This is a genomic window from Micromonospora hortensis, from assembly GCF_022230935.1.
GTDB classification, from domain to species: Bacteria; Actinomycetota; Actinomycetes; order Mycobacteriales; family Micromonosporaceae; genus Micromonospora; species Micromonospora hortensis.
The window spans coordinates 60,498-83,672 of the sequence record NZ_JAKKFE010000016.1 but is presented as its reverse complement, the minus strand read 5'-3'; the positions used below and the strand labels follow the sequence as shown (position 1 = coordinate 83,672).

Sequence of the window (23,175 nt, the reverse complement as noted above, 5' to 3'; positions counted from 1 at the left end):
ACCGCCGGTCACGATACCGGATCGTGGGCCGGTGACCAGCCCACTGACCCTCCGGCTGTCCCGATGTCGACGGAGCGTCCCAACGTGGTCGCGCAGCGCGCGGATCAGGTGCTGAGGAGCGCGTCGCGCACCTCGGCCCAGACCTGCTCGTTGGCGGCGACGAGCAGACCGCGGCCGTCGTCGGCGGGGTGGTAGTCGACGCCGTCGAACCGGCGGGCGACACCCCCTGCGGCACGAACCAGCACGGTGCCCGGGGCGTGGTCCCAGGGCAGGGTGCGCCAGAAGAGGGTGAACTGCTGCTCGCCGGTGAGGATGTCCAGGTACTCCCGACCGGCGCAGTGCAGGCCGGGCAGCAGCTCACCGAGCCGCCGCCCGCCGGCGCGGACCCGGTCGCGGGTCTCCGGCGGCAGGAACTTGGTCATCGCCGCGCCGCGCAGCTCGCCGAGCGGCGGCACCGTGCCGGTGCCGTCCACCGGTCGACCGTTGAGCAGGGTGCCCTCGTCCACCGAGCCGGCGGCGAGAGTGCCGGCGAGCGGGTCCAGGATCCAGCCGGCGGTCGGCCGCCCGTCGGTCAGCAGCGACACCATCAGGGCGAACGGCCGGCGACCGGCGGCGAAGTTGGCGGTCCCGTCGACCGGGTCGACCAGCCAGACGTCCCCGCTGTCGCGGAGGTGCCGCAGCAACCCCGGATCGTCGGCGACACCCTCCTCGCCGACCACCATCGAGCCCGGCCGAAGCCGGCGCAGCCCCGCGGAGAGCAACTCCTCGGCCCTGCGGTCTGCGACGGTGACCACCTCGCCGGGCGCCTTCTCCGACACGTCATCGTCGTCGAGCTTGCGGAACAGTGGCAGCACGACCTGGTCGGCGGCCTCCCAGAGCAGGCCGCCGACGTCGTCCAGCAGGGTGTCAGCCACGCGGCGGCAGCTTGACCACGCTGACGAAGAACTCGTCGATCTGACGGACCACCGAGATGAAGCGCTCGAAGTCCACCGGCTTGGTCACGTAGGCGTTGGCGTGCAGCTGGTAGCTGCGCAGGATGTCCTCGTCGGCCTGCGAGGTGGTGAGCACCACCACCGGGATCCGGCGCAGGCTCTCGTCCTTCTTGATCTCTTCCAGCACCTCCCGGCCGTCGCGCCGGGGAAGGTTGAGGTCGAGCAGGATCAGGTCGGGCGCCACCGCGTCGGCGTACTGACCCTCCCGGCGCAGGTAGGCGAGCGCCTCGGCCCCGTCGGAGACGACGGTCAGCCGGTTACGCAGCTTGTGTTCCTCGAACGCCTCCTGGGTCATCAGCACGTCACCCGGGTCGTCCTCGACGAGCAGGACCTCGATCGGGCTCTTGCCATCCGCCGGCGCGGTCATCCCACCGTCTCCCTCATGTCACCCGTTCTACCGCTTTCCAGCGTCTCGTCGGCCCGGTCCGGCTGGTCCGGCCCGTCAGCCTGCTCCGTCAGCGCTGCCGGGGCCTCGGTCGAGGGAGTCGTGTCGCCCACGGTCGGGACGTTCGGCTCCCCCTCGGCATCGGCGGCGGTAGCCGCCGCGACGTCCTCGGGAAGTGCCGGCAGGGTGAACCGGATCGCGGTGCCCTCCGGCACGTCGGTATCCACCCAGACCCGGCCGCCGTGGTACTCGACGATCTTCTTGACGATTGCCAACCCGATGCCGGTGCCCGGATACGCGTCCTTCGAGTGCAGCCGCTGGAAGATCACAAAAATCTTGTCGGCGAACTCCGGCTCGATCCCGATGCCGTTGTCCTGGCAGGTGATCTCCCACTCGGCGCCCACCAACCGGGCCGAGACGTGCACCTTCGACGGCACGTCCGGGCGGCGGAACTTGATCGAGTTGCTGACCAGGTTGGCAAGCAGGTTGGTGAGCAGCGGTTCCTCACCCGAGATCACCGGCAGCTCGGTCCAGGTCAACTCGGCGTCCGCGTACTGCCGGGCGGCCTCGGTCTGGCCGGCCACGTCGCCCATCACCTTGTTGAGGTCGACCTCGACGAAGCCGGTGGTGAGCCGCCCGATCCGGGAGAACGCGAGCAGGTCGTTGATCAGGCGCTGCATCCGTTGCGCGCCGTCCACGGCGAACGCGATGTACTGGTCGGCCCGCTCGTCGAGCTGCCCGGCGTAACGGCGCTGGAGCAGCTGGCAGAAGCTGGCGACCTTACGCAGCGGCTCCTGCAGGTCGTGCGAGGCCACGTACGCGAACTGCTCCAGGTCACGGTTGGACCGGGTCAGCTCCTCGGCCTGCTTCTGGAGTTGACTGTTTACCCACTCGATGCGCTCGCGGGCGGCCCGGACCTCGGCCAGGTCGGCGGCGATCTTCTGCCGCATCGCGTCCACGTCCTCGCCGAGTCGGATGAACTCCGGCGGGCCGACGGTGGCGATGCGGTGCTGGTAGTCGCCCTCGGCGACCTCGCGGACCTGGGTGGCGAGGCCGGTCAGCGGGCGGACCACCATCCGGTCCAGCGAGAGCAGCAGCACCGCACCGGCCACGACCACCACCAGGGCGGCCACGATCAGCAGGACGACCAGCACGTTGCTGCTGGTACGCACGTCGGTGGCGGTCTGCTCCCGGGCGGCCAGGACCTCGTCCTGGAGGTCGTTCACCGCCGAGCGCACCTCGTCGAACTGTTGCCGGGCCGACTCGGTGACCAATGCCTGGCCGGCGGTGGTGCCGCTCTGCTCGGTGGTGGTGATCACCGGCTCCGCGACCGACCGTCGCCACTGCGCGACACGCTCCTCGACGGTCCGCAGCTCCTGGCTGATCTCCGGATAGTCGTCGAGCAGCGTCCGCATCGAGGCGGTGACGCTCTGCTCCTGGGCGAGCCCCTCCCGGTAGGGGTTCAGGTCGTCCCGGTCGCCGCTGACCGCGTACCCGCGGATCGCCGTCTCCTGGTCGAGCAGCGCGTTGAGCAGTTCCTGGGACTGCACCCGCAATGGGCCGGTCTCGTTCAGGACAGCGTCGATCTGGGTGCGGTTGCGGGCGGCCATCGCCGCCTCCGCGCTGGCCAGCCCGATCAACAGAAAGCCCACGACGGTGAGCAGGGTGATGACCCGGCGGCGCAGACTCCAGCCGCCGACGACCGGCTTCACCGGCCATCACCCCGGCTGACCAGCAGCATGGCCACGTCGTCGGCGAGCGGGCCACCGTTGAGCCGCTCGGCCCGCCCGACCAGCCACGCCGGCAGCTCGGGCAGCGACACCGAACGGCTGGCCGGCTCGTCCAGCAAGCCACTGAGGCCCGGTACGTCGAGCCGTTCGTTGCCGGCGCCCACCCGCCCCTCGATCAGGCCGTCGGTGTACATCAACAGGGACCAGTCATCGGTGTCGAACTCCAGGTCGTAGGCGATCGGCCGGCGAGGTCGTACGCCCAGCAGCAGGCCGCCGGGCGCGGGCACCGGGGCGACCCGGCCGCCGGAGAGCAGCAACGGGGGCGGGTGCCCGGCCAGTCGGACGGTGGCCCGGTTGGCGTCCAGGTCCAGTCTGACGGTGGCCACCGTCGCGAAGATCTCTTGGAGGCGGCGCTCACTCATGAGCACCTGTTCCAGGGCGGGCAACACCTCGTCGTCCGGCACCCGGGCGAGCACCAGGGCGCGCCAGGCCACCCGCAGTTCGACCCCGAGCGCGGCCTCGTCCACGCCGTGCCCGCAGACGTCGCCGACGATCAGGTCGAGGCGGTCCGGGTGGGTCTGCACCACGTCGAAGAAGTCTCCGCCGATCAATGCGGCGTGCCGGCCCGGCCGGTAGAAGGTGTGCACAGCGACCTGGTCGGTCGTCATCAGCGGTTGGGGCAGCAGGCCGCGTTCGAGTCGGGCCGACTCGGCCTGGCGCAGCTCGACCTCGCGCAACCGGCGGGCGTTCTCGTCGGCGCGCTTACGCTCCACGGCGTAGCGCAGCGCCCGGGTCAGCAGCACCCCGTCGACCTGGCCCTTGACCAGGTAGTCCTGGGCGCCCTCGGCGACCGCCACGACGCCCAGGTGCTCGTCGGTGCGGCCGGTCAGCACGCACACCGCGGCGCCGCTGGACATCTCCAACACCTGGCGCAGCCCGTCCAGCCCCTGCGCGTCGGGCAGGCCCAGGTCGAGAAGGACGCAGTCGACGTCGTTGATCCGCTGCCGCGCCTCCCGGAGGCTGGTGGCGACCAGCAGGTCGATCATCGAGTTCGTCTCGGCGAGCAGCTCACCGACCAGGAAGGCGTCGCCCTCGTCGTCCTCCACCAGCAGCACCCGCAACCGCTCGCCCGGCGGCAGGTTGGCGTGCCGCGCCAGGCCACCGTGCGGGTACGGCACAACTGGGGAACCGGCCAAGCCGGCCCCCCGGTGCGGCCGGGTCACCGCCGCGAGACGCGGGAGTTCGCTGGTGATGTCGGGCTCCTTCCGAGTGCCCTGCTGATCCTGTATTAGACAACGGTCGCACACAACACGATGCCTGCGGCGCGGGCGGGGATGGGGCGCATCACTGCTCGGCCGTGGACAAACCGGGCGGCTGACGGACGCGGGACCTACCGGCCGTCCCATCCGCAGCGCCCGACGGGCAGGATGATCCCACCCCAGGCCCCACCACCCCCCGAGGAGCTCCCGTGGGCGCACCCACCACCCCGGCCACGACGGGCACGCCGCCCCGTCCGACTCCGGGCGTACCCCCTGCCGGCCGCGCGCTGACCCGGCCGCGTCGGCGGCTCGTGGCCGCTGCGGCGGCGCTGGTCGCGCTGGCCGCGGTCGGCGCCGGCAGTCTGCTCGACCTGCGCACCCCGGCCCCGAAGTCGGCCGACGCGCCGGCTGACGCGTTCAGCGCCGGCCGCGCGTACGAGGACGTCCAGGTGATCGCCGCCCGACCGCACGTCGCCGGCAGCCCGGCCAACGAACAGGTCCGCGCGCACCTGGAGCAGCAGTTGCGGGGGCTGGGCCTGGAGACCGAGGTGCAGGACACCGTGGCGCCGGAGGCCGGTCAGCTCAGCGGGGCGGCGGGCGGGGCGACACTGGCCCGGGTCCGCAACGTGGTGGCCCGGCTGCCCGGCACCGACTCGACGGGTCGGGTCTTCCTGGTCTCCCACTACGACTCGGTGCAGACCGGGCCGGGCGGCAACGACGACGCGGCCGGCACGTCGACGATCCTGGAGGTGGCACGCGCGCTGACCACCGGCCCCCGGCCGCGCAACGACATCGTCTTCGTGCTGACCGACGCCGAGGAGGCGTGCCTCTGTGGCGCGGCCGCGTTCGCCGCCAGCCACCCGCTGGCCGCCGACGGCGGTGTGGTGCTCAACCTGGAGGCGCGGGGCTCCACCGGGCCGGTGATCATGTTCGAGACGTCCCGGAACAACGCGAAGCTGGTGGACATCTTCGGCCGGGCCGCCCCACACCCGGTCGGCACCTCGTTCGCTGTGGAGATCTACCGCGCGTTGCCCAACGACACCGACTTCACCGCCTTCCTCGACCAGAAGTTCGTCGGGCTGAACTCGGCGTACATCGACGGGGGCGCGATCTACCACACGCCGTTGGACACCCCGGCCTCCATGGACCGGGGCAGCCTCCAGCAGCACGGCGACAACGCGTTGGGCCTGGCCCGGGAGTTCGGTGGCACCGACCTGACCGACCTGCGCTCCGGGCACGACGCCACCTACTTCCCCGTCCCCGGCGGGCTGGTCCGCTACCCGGGCTGGCTCACACTGCCGCTGGCCCTGCTCGCGGTGGCACTGGTTGCCGCCCTGGGCTGGCTGACCCGCCGGAGCGGCCGGGCCAGCACCGGCCGGCTGGCCGCCGGCTTCGCGCTGGCCCTGGTGCCGATCGTCGCCGCGCCGGTCGCCGCCCAACTGCTCTGGCTGGCGATCACCACGATCCGACCGGGGTACGCGGAGCTACTCGACCCGTACCGGCCGATCTGGTACCGGCTGGCCGTCCTGGCACTCGCCACCGCCATCCTGTTCACCTGGTACGCGCTGACCCGCCGCCGGATCGGCCCGGCCGCGCTCGCCGTCGGCGGGCTGGCCTGGCTGGCAGTGCTCGGGGTGCTGCTCGCCGTGGCGGTGCCGGGTGGGGCGTACCTCACCACGGTGCCGGCGCTGGGCGGCGCCCTCGGCGGGCTGGTCGCGCTGCGTACCCGGCAGACCGGACCGTGGCCGGTGGTGGCGGTGACGGCCGCCGCGGCAGTGGGTGTGGTCATCCTGCTGCCCACAGTGGTGCTGCTCTTCCCCGCGCTGGGGATGGCCATGGGCGGGGTGGCCGCGCTGGTCGCGGTGCTGCTCGGCCTGGTCGCCCTGCCGGTGGTCGACCTGCTGCACCCGCAGGCCGGCGGCCAGCGCGGTCTGCTCGCGCTGCGGGCCCGGCGGCTCGCGGCGCTGCCGGCCGGCGCCGCCGCGGTGGCGGCGGTGGTGCTCGCCGGGGTCGGCCTGGGCGTGGACCGGTTCGACGCCGCCCACCCCGCTCCCACCCACCTGATGTACGCGATGGACGCCGGCACCGGCCAGGCCCGTTGGCTCAGCCACGAGAGCGACCCGCAGCCGTGGACGGACGGCTACGTGGACGGGGTCACCGACGTCGGCGATGACTTCCCCGGGCTCGGCGACGGCGAGCTGCGGGCCGGCCCGGCGCAGTCGGCGAACCTGCCGGCACCGAAGCTGGAGGTGGTGGCCGACGCCACTGCGGGTGGCGAGCGCACGCTGCGGCTGCGGCTCACTCCGCAGCGGGCGGCCCGGCTCGCCACCCTGCACGTCGACACGTCGACCGCCACCGTGCTGCGCGCCGACGTGGCGGGGCGGTCGGTGCCGGTGGAGCCCCGCGCGGGAAAGTGGGGCTTCGGGCTGGTGTTCCACGCCCCGCCAGCGGAGGGCGTCGAGGTCGCGTTGACGCTGCGTCCGATCGCCGGGCAGGTCGCGCTGCGGGCCATGGACGCCAGTGACGGGCTGGACGCGCTGCCCGGCTTCCGCCCCCGGCCGCCGGCTGTCGGCGTCGTCGGGTCGCACAGTTCGGAGATGTTGGCGGTCGCCCGCACCTATCCCCTCTGAGATGAAGGGGTGGTCCGGCGGGAGCTTTCTTCCGCCGGACCACCCTTTTCGATCAGCCCACCGGTTCGGGTTGGCCGGCACCGATCCGGTGCCAGCGATTACCGTCGTGGTCGGTGAAGGTGAGGTCCACCAGAACGGTGTCGGCCGAGCGGAGCCGGTGCTCCGCCGCGACTGTGACGAAGAGGTCGTGCACGTCGCGGCCGGGGATCCGACGGACCTGTTTCGCCGCGGCCAGCCCGACCGGCGGGGCGTCCGGATCGTCGGGCGGGACGAGTCGAGCCAGCACCACCACGTCCAGCACCGGGGCGTCACTCTCGTTGGCGACGGCGACCCGCAGCACCGAGGTGCCGCGAATCTCGGCCACCGCCGAGACCAGCCGAGCCTGGGTGGCCCGGACCCGCAGATCGTCGTTGCGGCGGGCACGGATCTCCCGCCGCAATCCGAGGTAGACGAAGAGCACACTGGCGATGGAGCCGACCGCGCCGAACCAGTCCGGCACGGAACCCCAGTCGACGACGTCCTGGATTGGCGACCAGTTCATGAGTCCATCGTGGATGCCCGTGTCGAGTGCCGCGCACGGCGGATCGGCCGGAATCAGCAGCGAATTGGGAATTACGGCACTGATTTTGGTCAGCCGGGGGGCCTGAACGGAGAGTGTGCAACCCAGTACGGGGGTGGATACGCTTGCGGTCGACATGGTGCGGGCGGCAATCCCTCCGACTGTCCACCATTTGGACAGGATCAAACGCCGCAGCCCCATTGTGAATTCGCCACCGAAGGGGGACCGCATTGACTGCGGACGTTCCACCCGAGGATGCCGGCGTGCCTCGGCCTGCGTACGACCGGCCGAGTCGGGTCTCCGTCGACCCACCGCTCGGACGACTGGACAGCCCGCTGCACGGGCGCGACGACCTGATCGGCGAGATCGTCCGGCCGGGCCAGAATGCCGGGGGCCCGCCCTCGGTGCACATCCTGTGCGGCATGGGCGGGTCCGGCAAGAGCCACGTCGCGCTGGAGATCGCCCGCCGGGCCCGGGCCGACGGCCGTACGGTCTGGTGGGTGCAGGCCGGGCGGCTCAACTCCGGGATGCGGGAGGTGGTCAGCCAACTCGGCGCGTCGGAGACCCAGGTCGACCAGGCGTGGGCCGGGATGATCAGCGCCACCGACCTGGTATGGCGCTACCTCAACCAGGCCGCGCAGCCCTGGTTGTTGATTTTCGACAGTGCGGACGAGCCCGCCAGCCTGGGCCCCACCGACGGAGTGCTCGCCGACGGCACCGGCTGGCTGCGCAGCCCGGAGGCCGAAGACGGCATGGTCATCGTTACCAGCCGGGACGGCAACCGGGCCACCTGGGGCACCTGGTCGGTGCTGCACCAGGTGCGCCCACTCGACGCCGACGCCGGCGCGAAGGTGCTGATCGACCGGGCCGGCGCCCAGGCCGGCGGCCTGGCCGACGCCCGGGAACTCGCCCGGGAGCTGGGCGGGCTGCCCCTCGCCCTACGCGCCGCCGGTAACTACCTGCGGTCGGTCAACGCCAGCCCGGTCTGGCGCGGCTCATCCACCATCACCACCTTCGCCGACTACCGGACGGCCGTGCAGCGTCGGTTCCGCTCACCGCGCGACGCCGCCGACGTCGACCTCGACGAGTCCCTCGGCCTGGAGATCGTCCGCGAGGTCGACGACATCTCACTGGACCTGCTGGCCCGCCGCCAGCTCCAACAGAGCCGGCCACTGCTCAACGTGCTGGCCTGCCTGAGCATCTCCCCGGTGCCCTACGAGGTGGTGCTCAAGCCGGCCATCCTGGCCGAGTCGCCGCTGTTCAAGGGGCTCACCGGCCGGCAGCGGGTGAAGGTGCTGGAGGGCATCGGCAACCTGGCCCTTGTCGACTTCGACGTGCAGGAGGAGGTCACCGACCCGGCGTTCGCGCACGTGCTCTCGCTGCACCCACTGGTGCACGCGATGTTCCGCGACCGCGACGAGGTGCGCGAGCAGATCGCCGAGTACCACGGGCTGGTCATGAAGCTGCTGCTCGCCGCCACCGAGGGGCAGAACCCGGACGACTCGGCGGCCTGGACCAACTGGGACGTGCTGGTGCCGCACCTGGTCGAGGCCGTGCGGGAGTACCTCGTGCCGCAGAAACACAAGCACGACCCCGAGACGGTACGCCGCGCGCTGGAGCTGACCCGGCTCACCGCCCGCTACCTCATCGCGGTCGGCCTACCCGGCTCGGCCTTCGACATCCTCGACCCGATCGTGCGCGGTTGTGCCGCGTACGACCACGACCTGGACCGGCCGCAGGTGCTGGCGCTGCGCCACGAGCTGGGCCGCACCTGGCTGGAGCGCAACCAGCCGGAGATGGCCGACCGGGTGCTCCGCGAGGTGATCGCGGACCGCACCAGGGTGCTGGGCAGCGACGACGCCGACACCCTCGCCAGCCGGCACAAGCTCACCAAGGCGATCATGGCGCAGCGCCAGTGGCCGGAGGCCGAGCTGGAACTGCGGCAGATCGTCGCTGCGGAGGACCAGGTACGCGGCCCGGAACACTGGGACACCATGATCGTGCGGCACAGCCTGGCGCTGGCGGTGCTGGCCCAGCAACGGGCGCCCGAGGCCGAGGAGATGCTGCACGCCATCCTGGAGGTCCGCTACCGGTTGTGGCCGCTCAACCAACCGGAGACCTGGCAGGCCCGACACACGCTGGCTCGCTGCATGCAGGCGCAGGACCGGCTCGACGAGGCGGAGGCCGAACTGCGGGCCACCCTGGCCACAGTCGAACCTCGGCACGCCGACCGCAGCGAGGTGCTCGCCATCCGATCCACCCTGGCCCTGGTGCTGCTGCTCGGGGAGCAGGTCGACGCGGCGATCGAGGTGTACGAGCAGTTGCTGGCCGACCGCCGGCGACTCCTCGGCGACACCCACCTGGACACCCTCCAGGTGGAACACGCGCTGCGCCGGCTGCGCGACGGCGACTGACCGGTCAGTGCGGGGCCGCCGGGCCGAGGTCGCTCGGGTCGGTGTTGCCACCACAGATGATCACTGCCACCCGCTCCCCCGGCTGCGGCACGTACGCGCCACCGACAAGCGCGGCCAGTGCGGCGGCACCGCCCAACTCGGCGGCGACCCGCAGCTCCGACCAGAGCAACCGGCGTGCCCGCACCAGGTCCTCGTCGCGGACCAGCACTGACACCACCTCGGTCCGGCGGGCGGTGTCGAAGGCGATCTCGCCGATCCGCCGGGCACCCAGCGAATCGGTGGCGATGCCGCCCACCTCGATGTCGACCGGCCGACCGGCCTTGAGGGCGGAGTGCAGGGTAGGAATCTGCTCCGGCTCGACCGCCACGACACGTACCGAACCACCGAACCAACTGGCGATACCGGACACCAGCCCGCCGCCACCGACCGCCACCAGCACTGTGTCGATCCCGCCCACCTGCCGCTCCAGCTCCCGGCCGACGGTGCCCTGACCGGCCACCACCTCCGGCTGGTCGTACGCGTGCACTACCAACGCGCCGGTCTCCCCGGCCCGCTGGGTGCTCGCCGCCAACGCCTCGGCGTAGTGCTGGCCCACCTGGCGCACCTGCGCGCCCAACCCGGCCAACCGCTGCACCTTCACCGGCGAGGCGGTGACCGGCACGAAGACCTCCGCCGGCACCCCCAACGACCGGGCCGCGTACGCGACGGCGAGACCGTGGTTGCCACCCGATGCGGCGATCACCCCGGCCGAGGGCAACGAACCCTGGAGCATTCGGTTGAACGCGCCGCGCGGCTTGAACGAGCCGGTGTGCTGGTGCAGCTCCAACTTGAGGCTGAGCTGCCCGGGCACACCCAGATCGGCGCCGCCGACGGCGATGACAGGGGTTTCCCGGACCCGCCCCTCGACAAGGGCCGCGGCTGCCTCGACGTCGCTTCTGTCCACCATGGGGAAACGCCCTTCACTACGACCAGAGGGCCAGTCGACCATCGTCGGTGAGCCCGACGAAACATCCTATGGAGATCCGTCGGCCATCCGACGCGGGACGCACCGTGTGATAGTGCCGCGGATCAAACAGAAAGCCCTCCCCGAGGGTGGGGCGCAACGTCAACGACTGCCTGTCGGCGGCCACCGCCTCCTGGAAGCCGTACCCGCCGGGGACCCGCAACGGCTCGTCGTCCGGCTGCCAGCGCCGCCGCCACAGCACCGTCTCACCACCGGCCGGTGGCACCCGGATGTAGATGTTGAACGCCAACTGGGCCACCACCTCGCTATCGAGCAGCCGGCCCGCGTACTCCCGTACCGCGTCGTCGAAGTGCACCTGGAGCCCCGCGTTGATCTCGCGGACGATGCCGACGTGCATCTCCCGACCCTGCCGCCGCCCGGGCGCCACGTCCGGCCAGGCACCGCGGAACGCGGCCAGGCACAGGTCCCGGGGTGAGTCCGACAGACCCAGCGTGGACCAGCCCTTCTCGGCCGCGCGGGCCGCGTCCCAGTAGTCCTCGCGGAGTGCCCCGGCGGACCGGTGGTCGTTGATGGCCGGACCGAACTTGGCGACGACGGGAAAGACCCGGCTCTCGTCGTAGCGGTCCATCGGCGCGTTGGCGAGGGCGGCGGTGATCGCCTGGCAGCGGGCCGCGGAGAGCAACCCCGGCACCCGAACGGCGGCCAGCCGCCCCGCGATGAGCCCGGCGACATCCGCCCGGGTGATCGATTCTGATTCGACGGCGACGAACAAGGGATCGGTAGTGCTCGAATGCTGCACGGCGGTCCTCCCGTAACGAAGATCCCTCACCGGACGTGTCGCGCCCCCCGACCCGCGCACCGTGCAATGTACAAACCGCAGGCAAGACGCGGTAACCGCAGTTCCGGGCCGCGTGGCGCGCCCACCGCTACCATCGGCGCAACCGGGGAAATCGACACCGAGCCGTACGGCGGAAGCTTTCCACCGATCGGGGAATGGTGACGGTTCTCGGCGTGACGCATGATGCGACTAGTTCGAACGCTGACAAGGAGTTCGAGATGGCAGGCGCCGGCCCGACGGATCTTGACATGCACGCCGACCGCCTGGAAATGGCGCGTCGAATAGCCCGGGAAATGATCGAGTCCGACCATCAGGCTCTGGAGCTCGCCGTCCGGCAGCGCCCACAGTGCTGGTCCCGACGCCCCGCCCGCGCCGACGCCCTCGCGGGCTGACGCTTCTCAGCGCAACAGCGGATACTCCGCCGATGACCCTTGCGCCGCCCCGCACCGACCTCGCCGACCGGCGCTCCTCGTTGCTGGTGCTGGCCGGCTGGTACATGGCCGTCGTCGCGGCATTCGGCCTCTTCCTCGGCACGCTCTCCGGGTCGGTCCCGGCAGACTGCGGCGAGGTGTGCGACTCCGAACGGTCGAGGACGCTGCTCTTCGGGCTCTACGTGGCCCTGCCGGCGCTGTTCCTCGCGCTGCTGGTCAGCCTGTCGACGCTCGCGATGCTCGTCTCCCGGACCGGAATCCGCTCGTCGGCCCTGGTGGGCACCCTCGCCGCGGTGCTTCCGCTGCTCGCCTGCGGCCTCCTCGTCACGATCCTCTGACCGCGCCCCCGTTGATCTGAGTAGTCCGTCGCGTCCAGCCCCCGCCGATCTTGCAGTTTCTGTCGCCGAAAAGCGTGTGATGCCCTTTTCGCCGGGACAGTAAGTGCAAGATCGCGGCATGGGGGCGTCGGCTGCGCACCGGTCCTCGTACCGCAGCCAGTCTGCCTCCACGTCCGGTCCGCTTCGCTCTACCTACAGGCCGAGCGCCACGGGTTTGGTTGGTGCTCCGTCAGCGATCAGTGCGGTCAACGGCGTGGCGAGATCACGTGGCGAGAACAGTTCCGGACCGTGGTGTTGCCTGATCTCTGACAGCGACCACCAACGCCAGCCGATGACGTGCTCGGCGGCGAGTTCCTCGTCGCTCATCGCACCGCGCGGCGCGAACGACGCGGCCCGAACGAGGAAGTAGTCGTTCACGACGCCATCGTGGCCGGGTGCGAACCCGGCGGCGACTATCTCCTGGCGCCAGACCTGAGGCGGGTCGACATCGAGAGCAAGACCGACCTCTTCGCGCAACTCTCGCCGCAGCGCGGCCAGTGGCGTCTCGCCGTCTTCGACGCCACCCCCGGGAGTGATCCAAACGGCGATCGTGCCAGCCGGATCGGGAATGGCGAGTCGTAGCAGCAGAACCCGGTCGTCCTCATCGACGACGACCGCACGCGCCGATCGCCGCAGGTTCACCGTCGACATCAGGACACCCTACGGGTCGACGATCACCGTTGACACCCAGCTCGACGCTGCGCCCTGACGTGCCTGTTCGGCCGTGCTGACGTGTGCGAGGCTTCGACGGTGACTGATCTCGTCATCCGCGCGGCCACCTCGGCTGATCGCGAATTCCTGGTTGACATGCTCGTGGAGGCCATCAACTGGCTGCCTGAGCGCAACTGGTCTCGCGAGCAGATCCTGGCGAATGCGGCGCTGGCTCACTACGTCACCGGCTGGATGCGGCCTGACGACTTCGGCCTGGTTGCGATGGACCCTGCTGATCGGCCAGTCGGCGCGGCCTGGTTCCGATACCTGACCGCCGCTGATCCGGGCTACGGGTACGTGGGTGACGACGTGCCGGAGCTGACTATCGGCGTGGTGGAAAGCTGGAGGGGTGGGGGTGTGGGCCGGGTGCTCTTGCGCGGTGTTCTGGACGCCGCACGAGAACGTGGCATCCGCACCGTGTCGCTGAGCGTGGAGCGGGCGAACTTCGCTGCGGGGCTTTACGCCGCCGAAGGGTTCCGCACGGTTGAGTCGTTCGAGGACGCGGACACGATGGTCGCTGAGATCGGGACCTGAGGTCAGAGGCTGTGCCGTCGCTACTTCCAGCGGAAGTGGACGAAGAGGCGGCCGAAGTTCTTCGAGTCCTTCTCCACGCGGTGGTAGAGCTGCTTGACGTCCTTCTGGTCGAGGAACCGCAGCACCCGCTTCTTGAGCTGGCCGGACCCCTTGCCGGGAATGATCTCGACGAGGGTGGCCTTCTTCGCCACCGCCTCGTCCATGATCCCGCGCAACGCCCGGTCGATGTCCTGGCCCTTGTTGAAGATCTCGTGCAGGTCCAGCTTGAGCTTCATGCCGCAGCCCCCGGCCGGTCAGGTCCCATGTCCGCCATCCTAGGCGCGGCCGCCGGCCCGCCAATCCGGCGACGGAAGGGGCGGCCCCGAAGGACCGCCCCCGTCATGGAACTGCGCACCGTCAACGCCTGCCGCCGAGGCGGGTCTCCACCCGCTCCAGCGCCGTCCGGTAGTCGTCGTTGGCCGCGTACATCGCGGCGGCGATCCGCAGGTGCCGCAGCGCGTCGGTGTGTCGGTTCAGCCGCTCCAGCGTCCGACCGAGCACGTGGTGCGCGTAGTGGTCGCTCGGGTCCCGTTCGACCAGCTCGCGCAGATGCTCCTCGGCCCGGTTGAGCTGGGCCGACTGGAAGTACGCCCGGGCCAGCAGTTGCCGGACCGCCGCGTTGCCGGGTTCGGCGTCGATGATCGGCTCCAGCAGTCGAGCTGCCCCGCTGGGGTCACCGGTTTCGAAGAACATGGTCGCCCGCCGGTAGTCCGCCAGAAGATCCATCTGCCACCTCCTCGGGTCGCACCGTCACCTGTTCCGACGCTGGCACAACACCGGACGTTTGGCGACTGTTCCCGGGGTCGAGATCGGGTCAGTTCGGGCCGCCGAAGGCCGCCGACGGGTGTCGAAGGGTCAGGTGCGGGCGTCCCGGCGTCCTGCGGAAAGTTCCCAGGCGCGGACACCGCCGACGATTCCGGCGGTGTTGGGCACCACCACCACGTCGTCGCCCATCCGGGCCAGTTGCTCGGGCCGGATCAGTCGGGAGTTGCCCCCGCCCAGGTAGAGCCGGTCCCAGCGGAACACCGGGCGCAGCCCGTCCACCACCTGGCGGATCCGGCGGGACCAGAAGGCGTCACCGAGCCGCCGTCGTTCCGGCTCGCCGACGTACGTGTCGTAGGTGGTGCCCCAGCGCACCGGCGCATGCGACAGCTCCAGGTGCGGTGCGAGCACCCCGCCGTCGAAGAGCGCGCTGCCCAGCCCCGTCCCGAGGGTCAGCACCAGCTCGCAGCCGGTGCCGGCGACCACTCCGGCGCCGTGCACCTCGGCGTCGTTGAGCACCAGCGCCGGCGCCCCGAACGCGTCGGCCAGCGCGCCGCGCGCGTCCCAGCCGGACCACTCGGCGAGCAGGTCCGGGTCGACTCGGCTCCGGGGGCCGTTGCGGGTCACGTAGTGCGGGGTGCTCACTACCACTCCGTGTCGGATCATCCCGGGTACGCCGACAGTGATGCGGTCCGCCGTTGGCAGGCGCCCGCCGAGATCCAGCAGGGTTCGGACAAACAGGGCGGGCGGCAACGGGTACGGGGTGGGCACCCGCAACGGCCGGGCCCGCATCGTTCCCGCCTCGTCGAGCACGGACGCCTTGATGCCCCCGCCGCCACAGTCGATCGCCAGTGTGGTCACCACGTCGTTGAGTCTGCCCGCTGGCGGCCGGTCGTATGCGGGCGGCCGGATAGGCTGCCGTCCTGATGAGCGCCACGATGATCGTCAAGGACCTGGCCGCCGGGCACGGCGACCGCCCGCTCTTCGCCGGATTGGACCTGGTGGTCGCCCCCGGCGACGTGGTCGGGCTGGTCGGGCCGAACGGGGCCGGCAAGTCGACGCTGCTGCGTACCCTCGCCGGGTTGTTGCCGGTCGAGGCCGGCAGCGTGCGACTCAGCCCGCCCACCGCGAGCGTCGGCCACCTGCCGCAGGAGCCGGAACGGCGGCCGGGCGAGACGGTACGGGACTTCCTGGCCCGCCGGACCGGGGTGACCGCCGCGCAGGCGGCGTTGGACGCGGCGACCGAGGCGCTGACCGCCGGGGCGGCGGGCGCCGACGACGCGTACGGCGACGCGCTGGAGCGCTGGCTCGCCCTCGGTGGCGCGGATCTGGACGAACGCGCCGAGCAGGTGAGCGCCGACCTGGGGCTCGCCGTCGACCTGGACCACCCGACGACAGGGCTCTCCGGGGGCCAGGCGGCCCGGGCCGGGCTCGCGTCGCTGCTGCTCAGCCGGTACGACGTGTTCCTGCTCGACGAGCCGACGAACGACCTGGACCTGGCCGGGTTGGAGCGGCTGGAGGAGTTCGTCACCGGGCTGCGGGCCGGCACGGTGCTGGTCAGCCACGACCGGGAGTTCCTCACCCGCACGGTGACCCGGGTGCTGGAGCTGGACCTGGCGCAGCAGCAGGTGAACCACTACGGCGGCGGCTACGCGGCCTACCTGGAGGAGCGCGAGGTGGCCCGCCGGCACGCGCGCGCGGACTTCGAGGAGTACGCCGACACGAAGGCCGGGCTGGAGGCTCGGGCCCGCACCCAGCGTGGGTGGATGGAGAAGGGCGTGCGGAACGCCCGCCGCAAGGCCACCGACAACGACAAGATCGGCCGCAAGTTCCGCAGCGAGTCGAGCGAGAAGCAGGCCGCCAAGGCCAAGCAGACCGAACGGCTGATCGAACGGCTCGACGTGGTCGAAGAGCCCCGCAAGGAGTGGGAGCTGCGGATGGAGATCGCCGCCGCACCCCGCGCCGGCGCCGTCGTGGCCACGCTGCGCGGAGCAGTGGTACGCCGTGGTGGCTTCACCCTCGGCCCGGTCGACCTCCAGATCGACTGGGCGGACCGGGTCGCGGTGACCGGGGCGAACGGCTCGGGCAAGTCCACCCTGTTGGCCGCGCTGCTGGGCCGGCTGCCGCTGGACGCCGGCACCGCCTCGCTCGGGCCCGGCGTGGTGGTCGGCGAGGTGGACCAGGCCCGCGGGCTGTTCCTCGGCGACGTGCCGCTGATCGACGCGTTCGAGGCGGCCGTACCCCATCTGTCGCCGGCGGACGCGCGGACCCTGCTGGCCAAGTTCGGCCTGCGGGCGGCGCACGTGCCCCGACCGGCGGCCACCCTCTCCCCCGGTGAGCGGACCCGGGCCGCGCTGGCCCTGCTGCAGGGCCGTGGGGTCAACCTGCTGGTGCTGGACGAGCCCACCAACCACCTGGACCTGCCCGCCATCGAGCAGCTCGAATCGGCGCTGGCCAGCTACCCCGGAACGCTGTTGCTGGTCACCCACGACCGGCGGATGCTGGCCGCCATCGAGACCAACCGGCGACTGCGGGTCGACGCCGGGCGGATCGCCGAGGATTGATCCGTGCCCGCGGGCCGGCGCGGGGTGAGAATGACGCCATGCTCAAGTGGGAGTACGCCCTGCTGGTCCGCCGCCGCCAGGCGGCGACCAACGACCTCGGCTGGGAGGTCGTCTTCGTCTGGTACGGGCCGGACGGCTCGATGGTCGACGTGACGCCGTATGGCGACACCTCGCTGGCTCACCTGAACCGGGCCGGTGACCAGGGTTGGGAGTTGGTCGCGATGAGCGAGGACCCGTCCCTGCCCGGCAACCACGAACTGCACCGCTACCACCTCAAGCGGCCGAAGCCCGCCGACCCGCCGCCTCGCCAGCGGATGCGCGGGGGCCGCCGCACCCTCTCCGGCTGACCCGACCGCGCCGGGCCGACCGGTGTGGCATGAGCCGAGTTGGTCGTTCGCGGCTCGCCGCGTACCCGGGCGGAGCCGATGTCCGCGTTGAGGGTGATGCCGCAGAGTCATCGTGATGCCTGTGTGGCATCGAGACGACTGCGATCCTGCCCCGCATCATGCGACACCCCCACCGATGGGCCGCACCCGAGTCGGCAACGAGGCGGACGAGCGGGGCATAACGGGCGCGATTGCGGGTATCGCGCGGCGGGAGGTGGCCCGAATGGTCGCTTTGGCACAGACTCCGCCCTCGGCCGACCGGCTGCGGGCGATAGACAATTTCCTCGCCCAGGCGTGGACGGACCAGGTCCGCCATGATGATCGGTTGCGGGACCTGGCGGTCGAGGCGCGGTTCGACCGGGGGGTGGCCCATCTGAGCGGCGACGTGGCCGATCCCGCCCAGCTACGGCTGGTGCGGGACCTGGTGGGGCAACTGGCCGGTGTCTACGGCGTCTGGTGCCGGGTCGGCATCGGCGGGCGGGCGCCGGTGGTGGTGGACCTCGGTTGTGGGCCGACCAAACAGTGGTCGAGCAACCTGGGGCTGGACATCTACCCGGCACCCGGCGTGGATGCCGTGGCGGACCTGTCCGGCTCGTTGCCGCTCGCCGACAACTCGGTGGACGTCCTCTTCGCGGTGCACATCCTGGAGCACCTGATCGACTTTCTGCCGCTGGTCGACGAGTGTCATCGAGTGCTCCGCCCCGGTGGGGTGCTGCACGTGATGAGCCCCTGGTGGGGGCACGTGAACGCGGTGGCCGACCCGACCCACGTCCGGCTGATGGACGTGCAGACGTTCAAGGGGATCTGCCAACTGCGGCCACCGGGCACACCGCGCTGGTACCCACTGCACGCGGGCTGCGACGGCGCCTCGATCTTCGCCGACCTGACGCCCCTCCCCCCGGACGCCGACCCGGCGCCGCAGTCCCACCTGGCCCGCTTCTTCGACTAGCGGGTCCCTGTGGATTCGCGCAGTTCCAGGCGGTAGGGGGCGCGGAGTTCCCGGGCGGGGACTGTGGGGTCACCGTCCAGGCGGTCGGCGAGGAGTTGGACGGCCAGGCGGGCGACCTGCTCCTTGTCCGGGGCGACGGTGCTCAACGTCGGGGTGGCGAACCTGCCGTCCTCGATGTCGTCGAAGCCGGCCACCGCCACGTCCTCGGGCACCCGCAGGTCGGCCTCGTGCAGTGCCCGCAGGGCACCGAGGGCCAGCGTGTCGTTGAGGCAGAAGACGGCGTCGGGGCGTACCCCGGAGGTGAGCAGGCCGCGCATCGCGGCCGCGCCGTCGGCGCGGTGCCAGGCCGGCGCGGACGCCACCAGGTCCTGGTCGTGGTCGAGGCCGGCGACGCGCAGCGCATCGCGGTAGCCGGTCAGACGCAGCCGGCCGCTGGCTCCCTCGTCGGTGCGCTGCGCGCCGACGGCAGCGATCCGGCGGCGACCCAACTCGATCAGGTGGCTGGTGATCTCCCGGGCCGCTGCCACGTTGTCGATCACCACGCGGTCCGCCGGGCAGTGTTCGATCCGCTCGCCGAGCAGCACCATCGGGGTGCCGTCCAGACCGGCCAGGTCCGCCGCGGTGAGCGCCAACGGACTGAGGATGAGCCCGTCGATCAGGTGGTCGGTGATACCGGAGGCAAGCACCCGTTCCTGGCCACGCCGGCCGCCGGTCTGGTCGATGAGCACCGTCCAGCCGTGCTCGGCGGCAGCGGTGACCACGTGACGGGCCAGTTCGGCGAAGTACGGGATGTCCAGTTCCGGAACCGCCAGCGCGATGACGCCGGTGCGTCCCTTGCGGAGGTGGCGGGCGGAGAGGTTGGGCCGGTAGTTGAGTTCGACGATCGCTTCCTCGACCCGGGCACGGGTGTCCGGTCGCACGTGCACGTGGCCGTTCACGACGTTGGAGACGGTCTTGACGGAGACGCCGGCCCGTTCGGCCACGTCCTTGAGTCTGTGTCGCACGCCGCAACCTCCCCGAGGTGACGGGCGCACCATACCGTCAGCGGCTTCTCCGCGACGGTGCACAAACGATGGGGGAAGGGCCCCTTGCCGTCGCGAGGGGCCCTTCCCTGTCCCGTCGAATCAGCTGTCGGCGCTCGGCTCCCGAGGCGACGGGGCGACGGCGGGCTCGTGCTGGGCCAGCCGGTTGCGGCGGTGGCCGTAGCCGAAGTAGATCAACGCGCCGAGCAGCATCCACGCCAGGAACCGCAGCCAGGTCTCCACCGACAGGTTGAGCATCAGGTAGAAACAGGCCAACGCCGAGACGATCGGCAGCACCGGTGAGAACGGCACCCGGAACGGCCGCTCCAGGTCGGGCCGCTTGCGACGCAGGATCGGCACCGCCACCGACACGAGGACGAACGCGCAGAGCGCGCCGATGCTGACCAGGTCGGCCAGCGCGGACAGCGGCAGGAAGCCGGCCAGCAGCGCGACCGCCACCGTCATGATCGCCGAGATCCGGTACGGGGTGCCCCAGCGCGGGTGCACCTTCGCGATCGAGGGCGGGATCAACCCGTCCCGGGCGATGGCGAAGCCGATCCGGCCCATCGCCACCAGGTCGACCAGGATGACGCTGGTCAGGCCCGCGACCGCGGCGATGGAGACCAGCACGGCCGCCCAGCCCGCGCCGACCGACTCGAAGGCCGACGCGATCGGGGCGCCCCGGTCGATCTCGGTGTACGGCACCATCCCGACCACCACCAGCGAAACGCCGATGTAGAGAACCGTGGAGATCAGCAGCGTGCCGAGCAGACCCAGGGTGAGGTCCCGCTTGGGCTTGCGCGTCTCCTCGCCCAGGTTGGCCACGGCCTCGAAGCCGGTGTACGCGAAGAAGACCACCGCGGCGGCGCTGAGCACCCCGACGAAGCCGAAGACCGACGGCTCCAGCCCGAAGAGCGCCTGCGTGACCGGCTGCTTGATGCCGTCGTCGCCACTCCCGGCGGGCTCGGCCGGCGGGATGAACGGGGTGAGGTTGGCGGCCTTGACGAAGAACAGCCCGGCTACCACCACGAAGACGCAGATGGCCACCTTGACCAGCACCAGCAGGTTGGTGATCCGGGCGGATTCGCGGATGCCGACGATCGCCACGATGCCGAGGATCAGCACGATGGCGATGGCGCCCACGTTGACGGTGCTGCCCTCCTCGCCGAACCAGCGGGTCGGCAGGTCGAGCAGTTCGGCGAGGTAGCCGGACCAGCCTCGGGCCACCACTGCGGCGCCGAGCGCGAACTCCAGCAGCAGGTCCCAGCCGATGATCCAGGCGACGATCTCGCCCATCGTGGCGTACGCGTAGGTGTAGGCGCTGCCGGCGGTCGGCACGCTGGACGCCAGCTCGGCGTAGCAGAGGGCGGCGAGCAGGGCCACCACGCCGGCAATGGCGAAGGAGATCACCACGCCCGGCCCGGCGCTGTCCCGGGCCTCGATCCCGGTGAGGGTGAAGATGCCGGTGCCGATCACGATGCCGATGCCGAAGCCGGTGAGGTCGACCGCGCCGAGCCGTCGCTTCAGCCCCAGCTGGCCGTCGCTGCCGTCCGCCTCACCTTGGGCTATCACGTCCTTGATTGGTTTTGTGCGCAGCACGGACACCCGGTCACCCCTCCCACCGTGCGACCACCTCCGTGGCGGCCGGTGACCGCCGTTGCTACCCACCGGCGCGATTGGTCAACCACGAACTCTTGCGGCGGTGGCCAGATTGTGAAAATTTCCTACCAGCAACGCGGACATCGACGGCGAATCTTGCCGCGCACCGCGCGAAACATCCGGGAGCCCCAACGAAGGGACAGACCGCATGAAATTGACCCGATTCGGAGTCGCCGGGCTGGTCGCAGCACTGCTCGGCACGTTCGTCACCGCCACCCCCGCGAGCGCCGCACCCAGCGCGGCCGACAGCACCACCACCTGCGCCACCGACCCGGCCACCCCGAAACGGCAGTTCCGGGCCATGTGGATCTCGTCGGTGGTCAACATCGACTGGCCCAGCAAGGCGTCCCAGACCCACCCGGACCGGGTCGCGGCCCAGCAGGCCGAGTACCGCGAGCTGCTCGACCTGGCCGGGCGCCTGCACCACAACGCCGTCGTGGTGCAGGTCCGGCCCACCGCCGACGCGCTCTGGCCCTCGCCGTACGAGCCCTGGTCGGAGTACCTGACCGGGGTACGCGGCCAGGACCCGGGCTGGGACCCGCTGGCCTTCCTAGTCGACGAGTCGCACAAGCGGAACCTCGAGTTCCACGCCTGGTTCAACCCGTACCGCGTCTCCATGCCCGCCCCCGGCGGCGCCGGCGCCGACCTGACGCGGCTCGCCCCCGGCCACCCGGCCCAGCAGCACCCCGACTGGACCTTCGCCTACCCACCGGCCGGCGTGGCCGGCAGCCGGCTCTACTACAACCCCGGGATTCCCGAGGTCCGCGAGTTCGTCCAGACCGCCATGATGGACGCCGTCAAGCGGTACGACATCGACGGCGTCCACTTCGACGACTACTTCTACCCCTACCCCAGCGGCACCTACCAGGTGCCGGACGAGGCGACCTTCGCGGCCCACAACCGGGGCTTCACCGACCGGGCCGACTGGCGGCGGGACAACATCAACCTGCTGATCCAGGAGATGAACGGCAAGATCAAGGCGGCGAAGCCGTGGGTGAAGTTCGGCGTCAGTCCGTTCGGCATCTGGCGCAACAAGACCGCCGACCCGCTCGGTTCGGACACCACCGGCAGCCAGTCGTACGACATCATCTCCGCCGACACCCGCACGTGGATCAAGCAGGAGTGGATCGACTACGTGGTGCCGCAGCTCTACTGGTACATCGGCCAGTACCCGGCCGCCGACTACGCGCGCCTCGTGCCGTGGTGGGCCGAGACGGTGCGCGGCACCCGCGTGCAGCTCTACATCGGTCAGGCCGACTACAAGAGCGGCGACCCGGCGTACGGGCCGTACTGGCAGAACCCGCGTGAGCTGTCCGACCACCTGACGCTCAACCGGTCGTACCCGGAGGTGCGGGGCAACGTGCACTTCTCAGCGGTGCAGGTGCGGGCCAACCGCCTCGGCGCCACCGACATCTACGCGGGCGAGCACTACTCCCGCCCGGCGCTGGTGCCGACCATGCCCCACCTGCCGGCCCGGCCGCTGCTCTTCCCGGTGGTCAGCAAGGCGACCCGGCAGGCCGACGGGGTCCGGCTCACCTGGCGGCAACCCGCCGACGGCGTCGGCCCGCTCGGCACCGCCACCTCGTACGCGATCTACCGGTTCGACGGCACCACGCTGCCCGGCCGGTGCGCCACTGCCGACGCCGCGCACCTGGTCGCCACCGTCCGGGCCACGCCCGGCAACGTCCAGTCCTGGGTGGACACGTCGGCCGAGCCCGGCCGGCGCTACACCTACCAGCTGACCGCACTGGACCGGTCGGCAAACGAGAGCCCCGCCAGCCCGCCGGCGTTCGCCCTGCGCTGACGCTTCTGCGAATGCCCCGGCCGCCTCGCGCGTCCGGGGCATTCGTCTGTTTCAACGTATGTCACCAATAGTTGGCGATGCGCATACCGCCTAGTTGATCAGCTGATCGACACTCATCGACATCCGGTAACCCGCCGGTAACTTCCGTCCCAACCCGCCCACCCCC

22 protein-coding genes are annotated in these 23,175 nt (G+C 71.3%); 9 read left to right on the top strand and 13 right to left on the bottom strand.

What is annotated here, in order from left to right:
• Nucleotides 1-104 precede the first annotated feature (104 nt).
• Genes NIE111_RS12530 through NIE111_RS12515 form a run of 4 tightly spaced genes read right to left on the bottom strand, consistent with a single transcriptional unit; the run spans nt 105 to nt 4,285 of the window.
• Nucleotides 105-914: an inositol monophosphatase family protein gene (locus NIE111_RS12530; protein ID WP_238684561.1), complete on the bottom strand. Its 810-nt coding sequence runs from the start codon at nt 912-914 to the stop codon at nt 105-107.
• Complete coding sequence (locus NIE111_RS12525) at nt 907-1,359, bottom strand: response regulator (protein ID WP_238684560.1); 453 nt, start codon at nt 1,357-1,359, stop codon at nt 907-909. The genes NIE111_RS12530 and NIE111_RS12525 overlap by 8 nt, the downstream gene beginning before the upstream one ends.
• Complete coding sequence (locus NIE111_RS12520) at nt 1,356-3,089, bottom strand: sensor histidine kinase (protein WP_238684559.1); 1,734 nt, start codon at nt 3,087-3,089, stop codon at nt 1,356-1,358. Before NIE111_RS12520 ends, NIE111_RS12525 begins: the two co-directional genes overlap by 4 nt.
• Nucleotides 3,086-4,285, bottom strand: a complete 1,200-nt coding sequence (locus NIE111_RS12515; protein ID WP_238684599.1) for a PP2C family protein-serine/threonine phosphatase — start codon at nt 4,283-4,285, stop codon at nt 3,086-3,088. The genes NIE111_RS12520 and NIE111_RS12515 overlap by 4 nt, the downstream gene beginning before the upstream one ends.
• A gap of 290 nt (nt 4,286-4,575) precedes the next feature.
• Here NIE111_RS12515 and NIE111_RS12510 point away from each other — a divergent pair, with 290 nt between their 5' ends.
• On the top strand, nt 4,576-6,996 hold the full coding sequence (locus NIE111_RS12510) for a M28 family peptidase (protein ID WP_372488319.1): 2,421 nt from the start codon (nt 4,576-4,578) through the stop codon (nt 6,994-6,996).
• A 52-nt stretch (nt 6,997-7,048) separates the two neighbouring features.
• On the opposite strand, the gene NIE111_RS12505 is transcribed toward NIE111_RS12510, so the two are convergent.
• Entirely contained in the window at nt 7,049-7,537 is a 489-nt protein-coding gene (locus tag NIE111_RS12505; protein WP_238684558.1) for a hypothetical protein, read from the bottom strand.
• A 281-nt stretch (nt 7,538-7,818) separates the two neighbouring features.
• Between NIE111_RS12505 and NIE111_RS32240 the strand changes: the two genes are divergently transcribed.
• Entirely contained in the window at nt 7,819-9,969 is a 2,151-nt protein-coding gene (locus tag NIE111_RS32240) for a tetratricopeptide repeat protein (protein WP_238684557.1), read from the top strand.
• Between the two features lie 4 nt (nt 9,970-9,973).
• Here NIE111_RS32240 and NIE111_RS12495 read toward each other — a convergent pair whose 3' ends face one another.
• Both NIE111_RS12495 and NIE111_RS12490 read right to left on the bottom strand, forming a co-directional pair.
• A complete protein-coding gene (locus tag NIE111_RS12495) occupies nt 9,974-10,915 on the bottom strand; it encodes a threonine/serine dehydratase (protein WP_238684556.1) in 942 nt (313 codons plus the stop codon).
• A gap of 16 nt (nt 10,916-10,931) precedes the next feature.
• Nucleotides 10,932-11,732, bottom strand: coding sequence for a 2OG-Fe(II)-dependent halogenase WelO5 family protein (locus NIE111_RS12490; RefSeq protein WP_238684555.1), 801 nt, complete (start codon nt 11,730-11,732; stop codon nt 10,932-10,934).
• A gap of 194 nt (nt 11,733-11,926) precedes the next feature.
• Here NIE111_RS12490 and NIE111_RS12485 point away from each other — a divergent pair, with 194 nt between their 5' ends.
• Nucleotides 11,927-12,163: a hypothetical protein gene (locus tag NIE111_RS12485; protein ID WP_238684554.1), complete on the top strand. Its 237-nt coding sequence runs from the start codon at nt 11,927-11,929 to the stop codon at nt 12,161-12,163.
• A gap of 32 nt (nt 12,164-12,195) precedes the next feature.
• Nucleotides 12,196-12,540, top strand: a complete 345-nt coding sequence (locus NIE111_RS12480) for a hypothetical protein (RefSeq protein WP_238684553.1) — start codon at nt 12,196-12,198, stop codon at nt 12,538-12,540.
• A 192-nt stretch (nt 12,541-12,732) separates the two neighbouring features.
• On the opposite strand, the gene NIE111_RS12475 is transcribed toward NIE111_RS12480, so the two are convergent.
• The gene (locus tag NIE111_RS12475) at nt 12,733-13,230 is read right to left on the bottom strand and encodes an NUDIX hydrolase (protein WP_238684552.1); all 498 of its coding nucleotides are present in this window, start codon (nt 13,228-13,230) and stop codon (nt 12,733-12,735) included.
• 99 nt (nt 13,231-13,329) lie between these two features.
• Between NIE111_RS12475 and NIE111_RS12470 the strand changes: the two genes are divergently transcribed.
• A complete protein-coding gene (locus NIE111_RS12470; protein ID WP_238684551.1) occupies nt 13,330-13,824 on the top strand; it encodes a GNAT family N-acetyltransferase in 495 nt (164 codons plus the stop codon).
• Nucleotides 13,825-13,844: 20 nt separating this feature from the next.
• Here NIE111_RS12470 and NIE111_RS12465 read toward each other — a convergent pair whose 3' ends face one another.
• The 3 genes from NIE111_RS12465 to NIE111_RS12455 all read right to left on the bottom strand — a co-directional run bounded on the left by NIE111_RS12465 (nt 13,845) and on the right by NIE111_RS12455 (nt 15,489).
• Complete coding sequence (locus NIE111_RS12465; protein ID WP_007465523.1) at nt 13,845-14,099, bottom strand: Smr/MutS family protein; 255 nt, start codon at nt 14,097-14,099, stop codon at nt 13,845-13,847.
• Nucleotides 14,100-14,220: 121 nt separating this feature from the next.
• Nucleotides 14,221-14,589, bottom strand: a complete 369-nt coding sequence (locus NIE111_RS12460) for a tetratricopeptide repeat protein (protein WP_112584722.1) — start codon at nt 14,587-14,589, stop codon at nt 14,221-14,223.
• A 129-nt stretch (nt 14,590-14,718) separates the two neighbouring features.
• Nucleotides 14,719-15,489, bottom strand: coding sequence for an ROK family protein (locus NIE111_RS12455; protein ID WP_238684550.1), 771 nt, complete (start codon nt 15,487-15,489; stop codon nt 14,719-14,721).
• Nucleotides 15,490-15,551: 62 nt separating this feature from the next.
• Between NIE111_RS12455 and NIE111_RS12450 the strand changes: the two genes are divergently transcribed.
• The 3 genes from NIE111_RS12450 (at nt 15,552) to NIE111_RS12440 (ending at nt 18,524) form a co-directional block, all read left to right on the top strand.
• On the top strand, nt 15,552-17,189 hold the full coding sequence (locus NIE111_RS12450) for an ABC-F family ATP-binding cassette domain-containing protein (protein WP_238684549.1): 1,638 nt from the start codon (nt 15,552-15,554) through the stop codon (nt 17,187-17,189).
• Nucleotides 17,190-17,227: 38 nt separating this feature from the next.
• Nucleotides 17,228-17,536 (top strand): hypothetical protein, encoded by a 309-nt coding sequence (locus NIE111_RS12445; RefSeq protein WP_124822832.1) that lies wholly within the window; start codon nt 17,228-17,230, stop codon nt 17,534-17,536.
• Nucleotides 17,537-17,798: 262 nt separating this feature from the next.
• Nucleotides 17,799-18,524 carry a methyltransferase domain-containing protein gene (locus tag NIE111_RS12440; RefSeq protein WP_238684548.1) on the top strand — a complete coding sequence of 242 codons (726 nt, stop codon included), beginning with the start codon at nt 17,799-17,801 and terminating at the stop codon, nt 18,522-18,524.
• Here NIE111_RS12440 and NIE111_RS12435 read toward each other — a convergent pair.
• The gene (locus NIE111_RS12435) at nt 18,521-19,528 is read right to left on the bottom strand and encodes a LacI family DNA-binding transcriptional regulator (protein WP_238684547.1); all 1,008 of its coding nucleotides are present in this window, start codon (nt 19,526-19,528) and stop codon (nt 18,521-18,523) included. The two genes, NIE111_RS12440 and NIE111_RS12435, sit on opposite strands and share 4 nt — an antisense overlap.
• 120 nt (nt 19,529-19,648) lie before the next feature.
• On the bottom strand, nt 19,649-21,118 hold the full coding sequence (locus tag NIE111_RS12430; protein ID WP_238684546.1) for an amino acid permease: 1,470 nt from the start codon (nt 21,116-21,118) through the stop codon (nt 19,649-19,651).
• Nucleotides 21,119-21,353: 235 nt separating this feature from the next.
• Here NIE111_RS12430 and NIE111_RS12425 point away from each other — a divergent pair, with 235 nt between their 5' ends.
• Nucleotides 21,354-23,009 carry a glycoside hydrolase family 10-like protein gene (locus tag NIE111_RS12425; protein WP_238684545.1) on the top strand — a complete coding sequence of 552 codons (1,656 nt, stop codon included), beginning with the start codon at nt 21,354-21,356 and terminating at the stop codon, nt 23,007-23,009.
• Nucleotides 23,010-23,175: the final 166 nt, after the last annotated feature.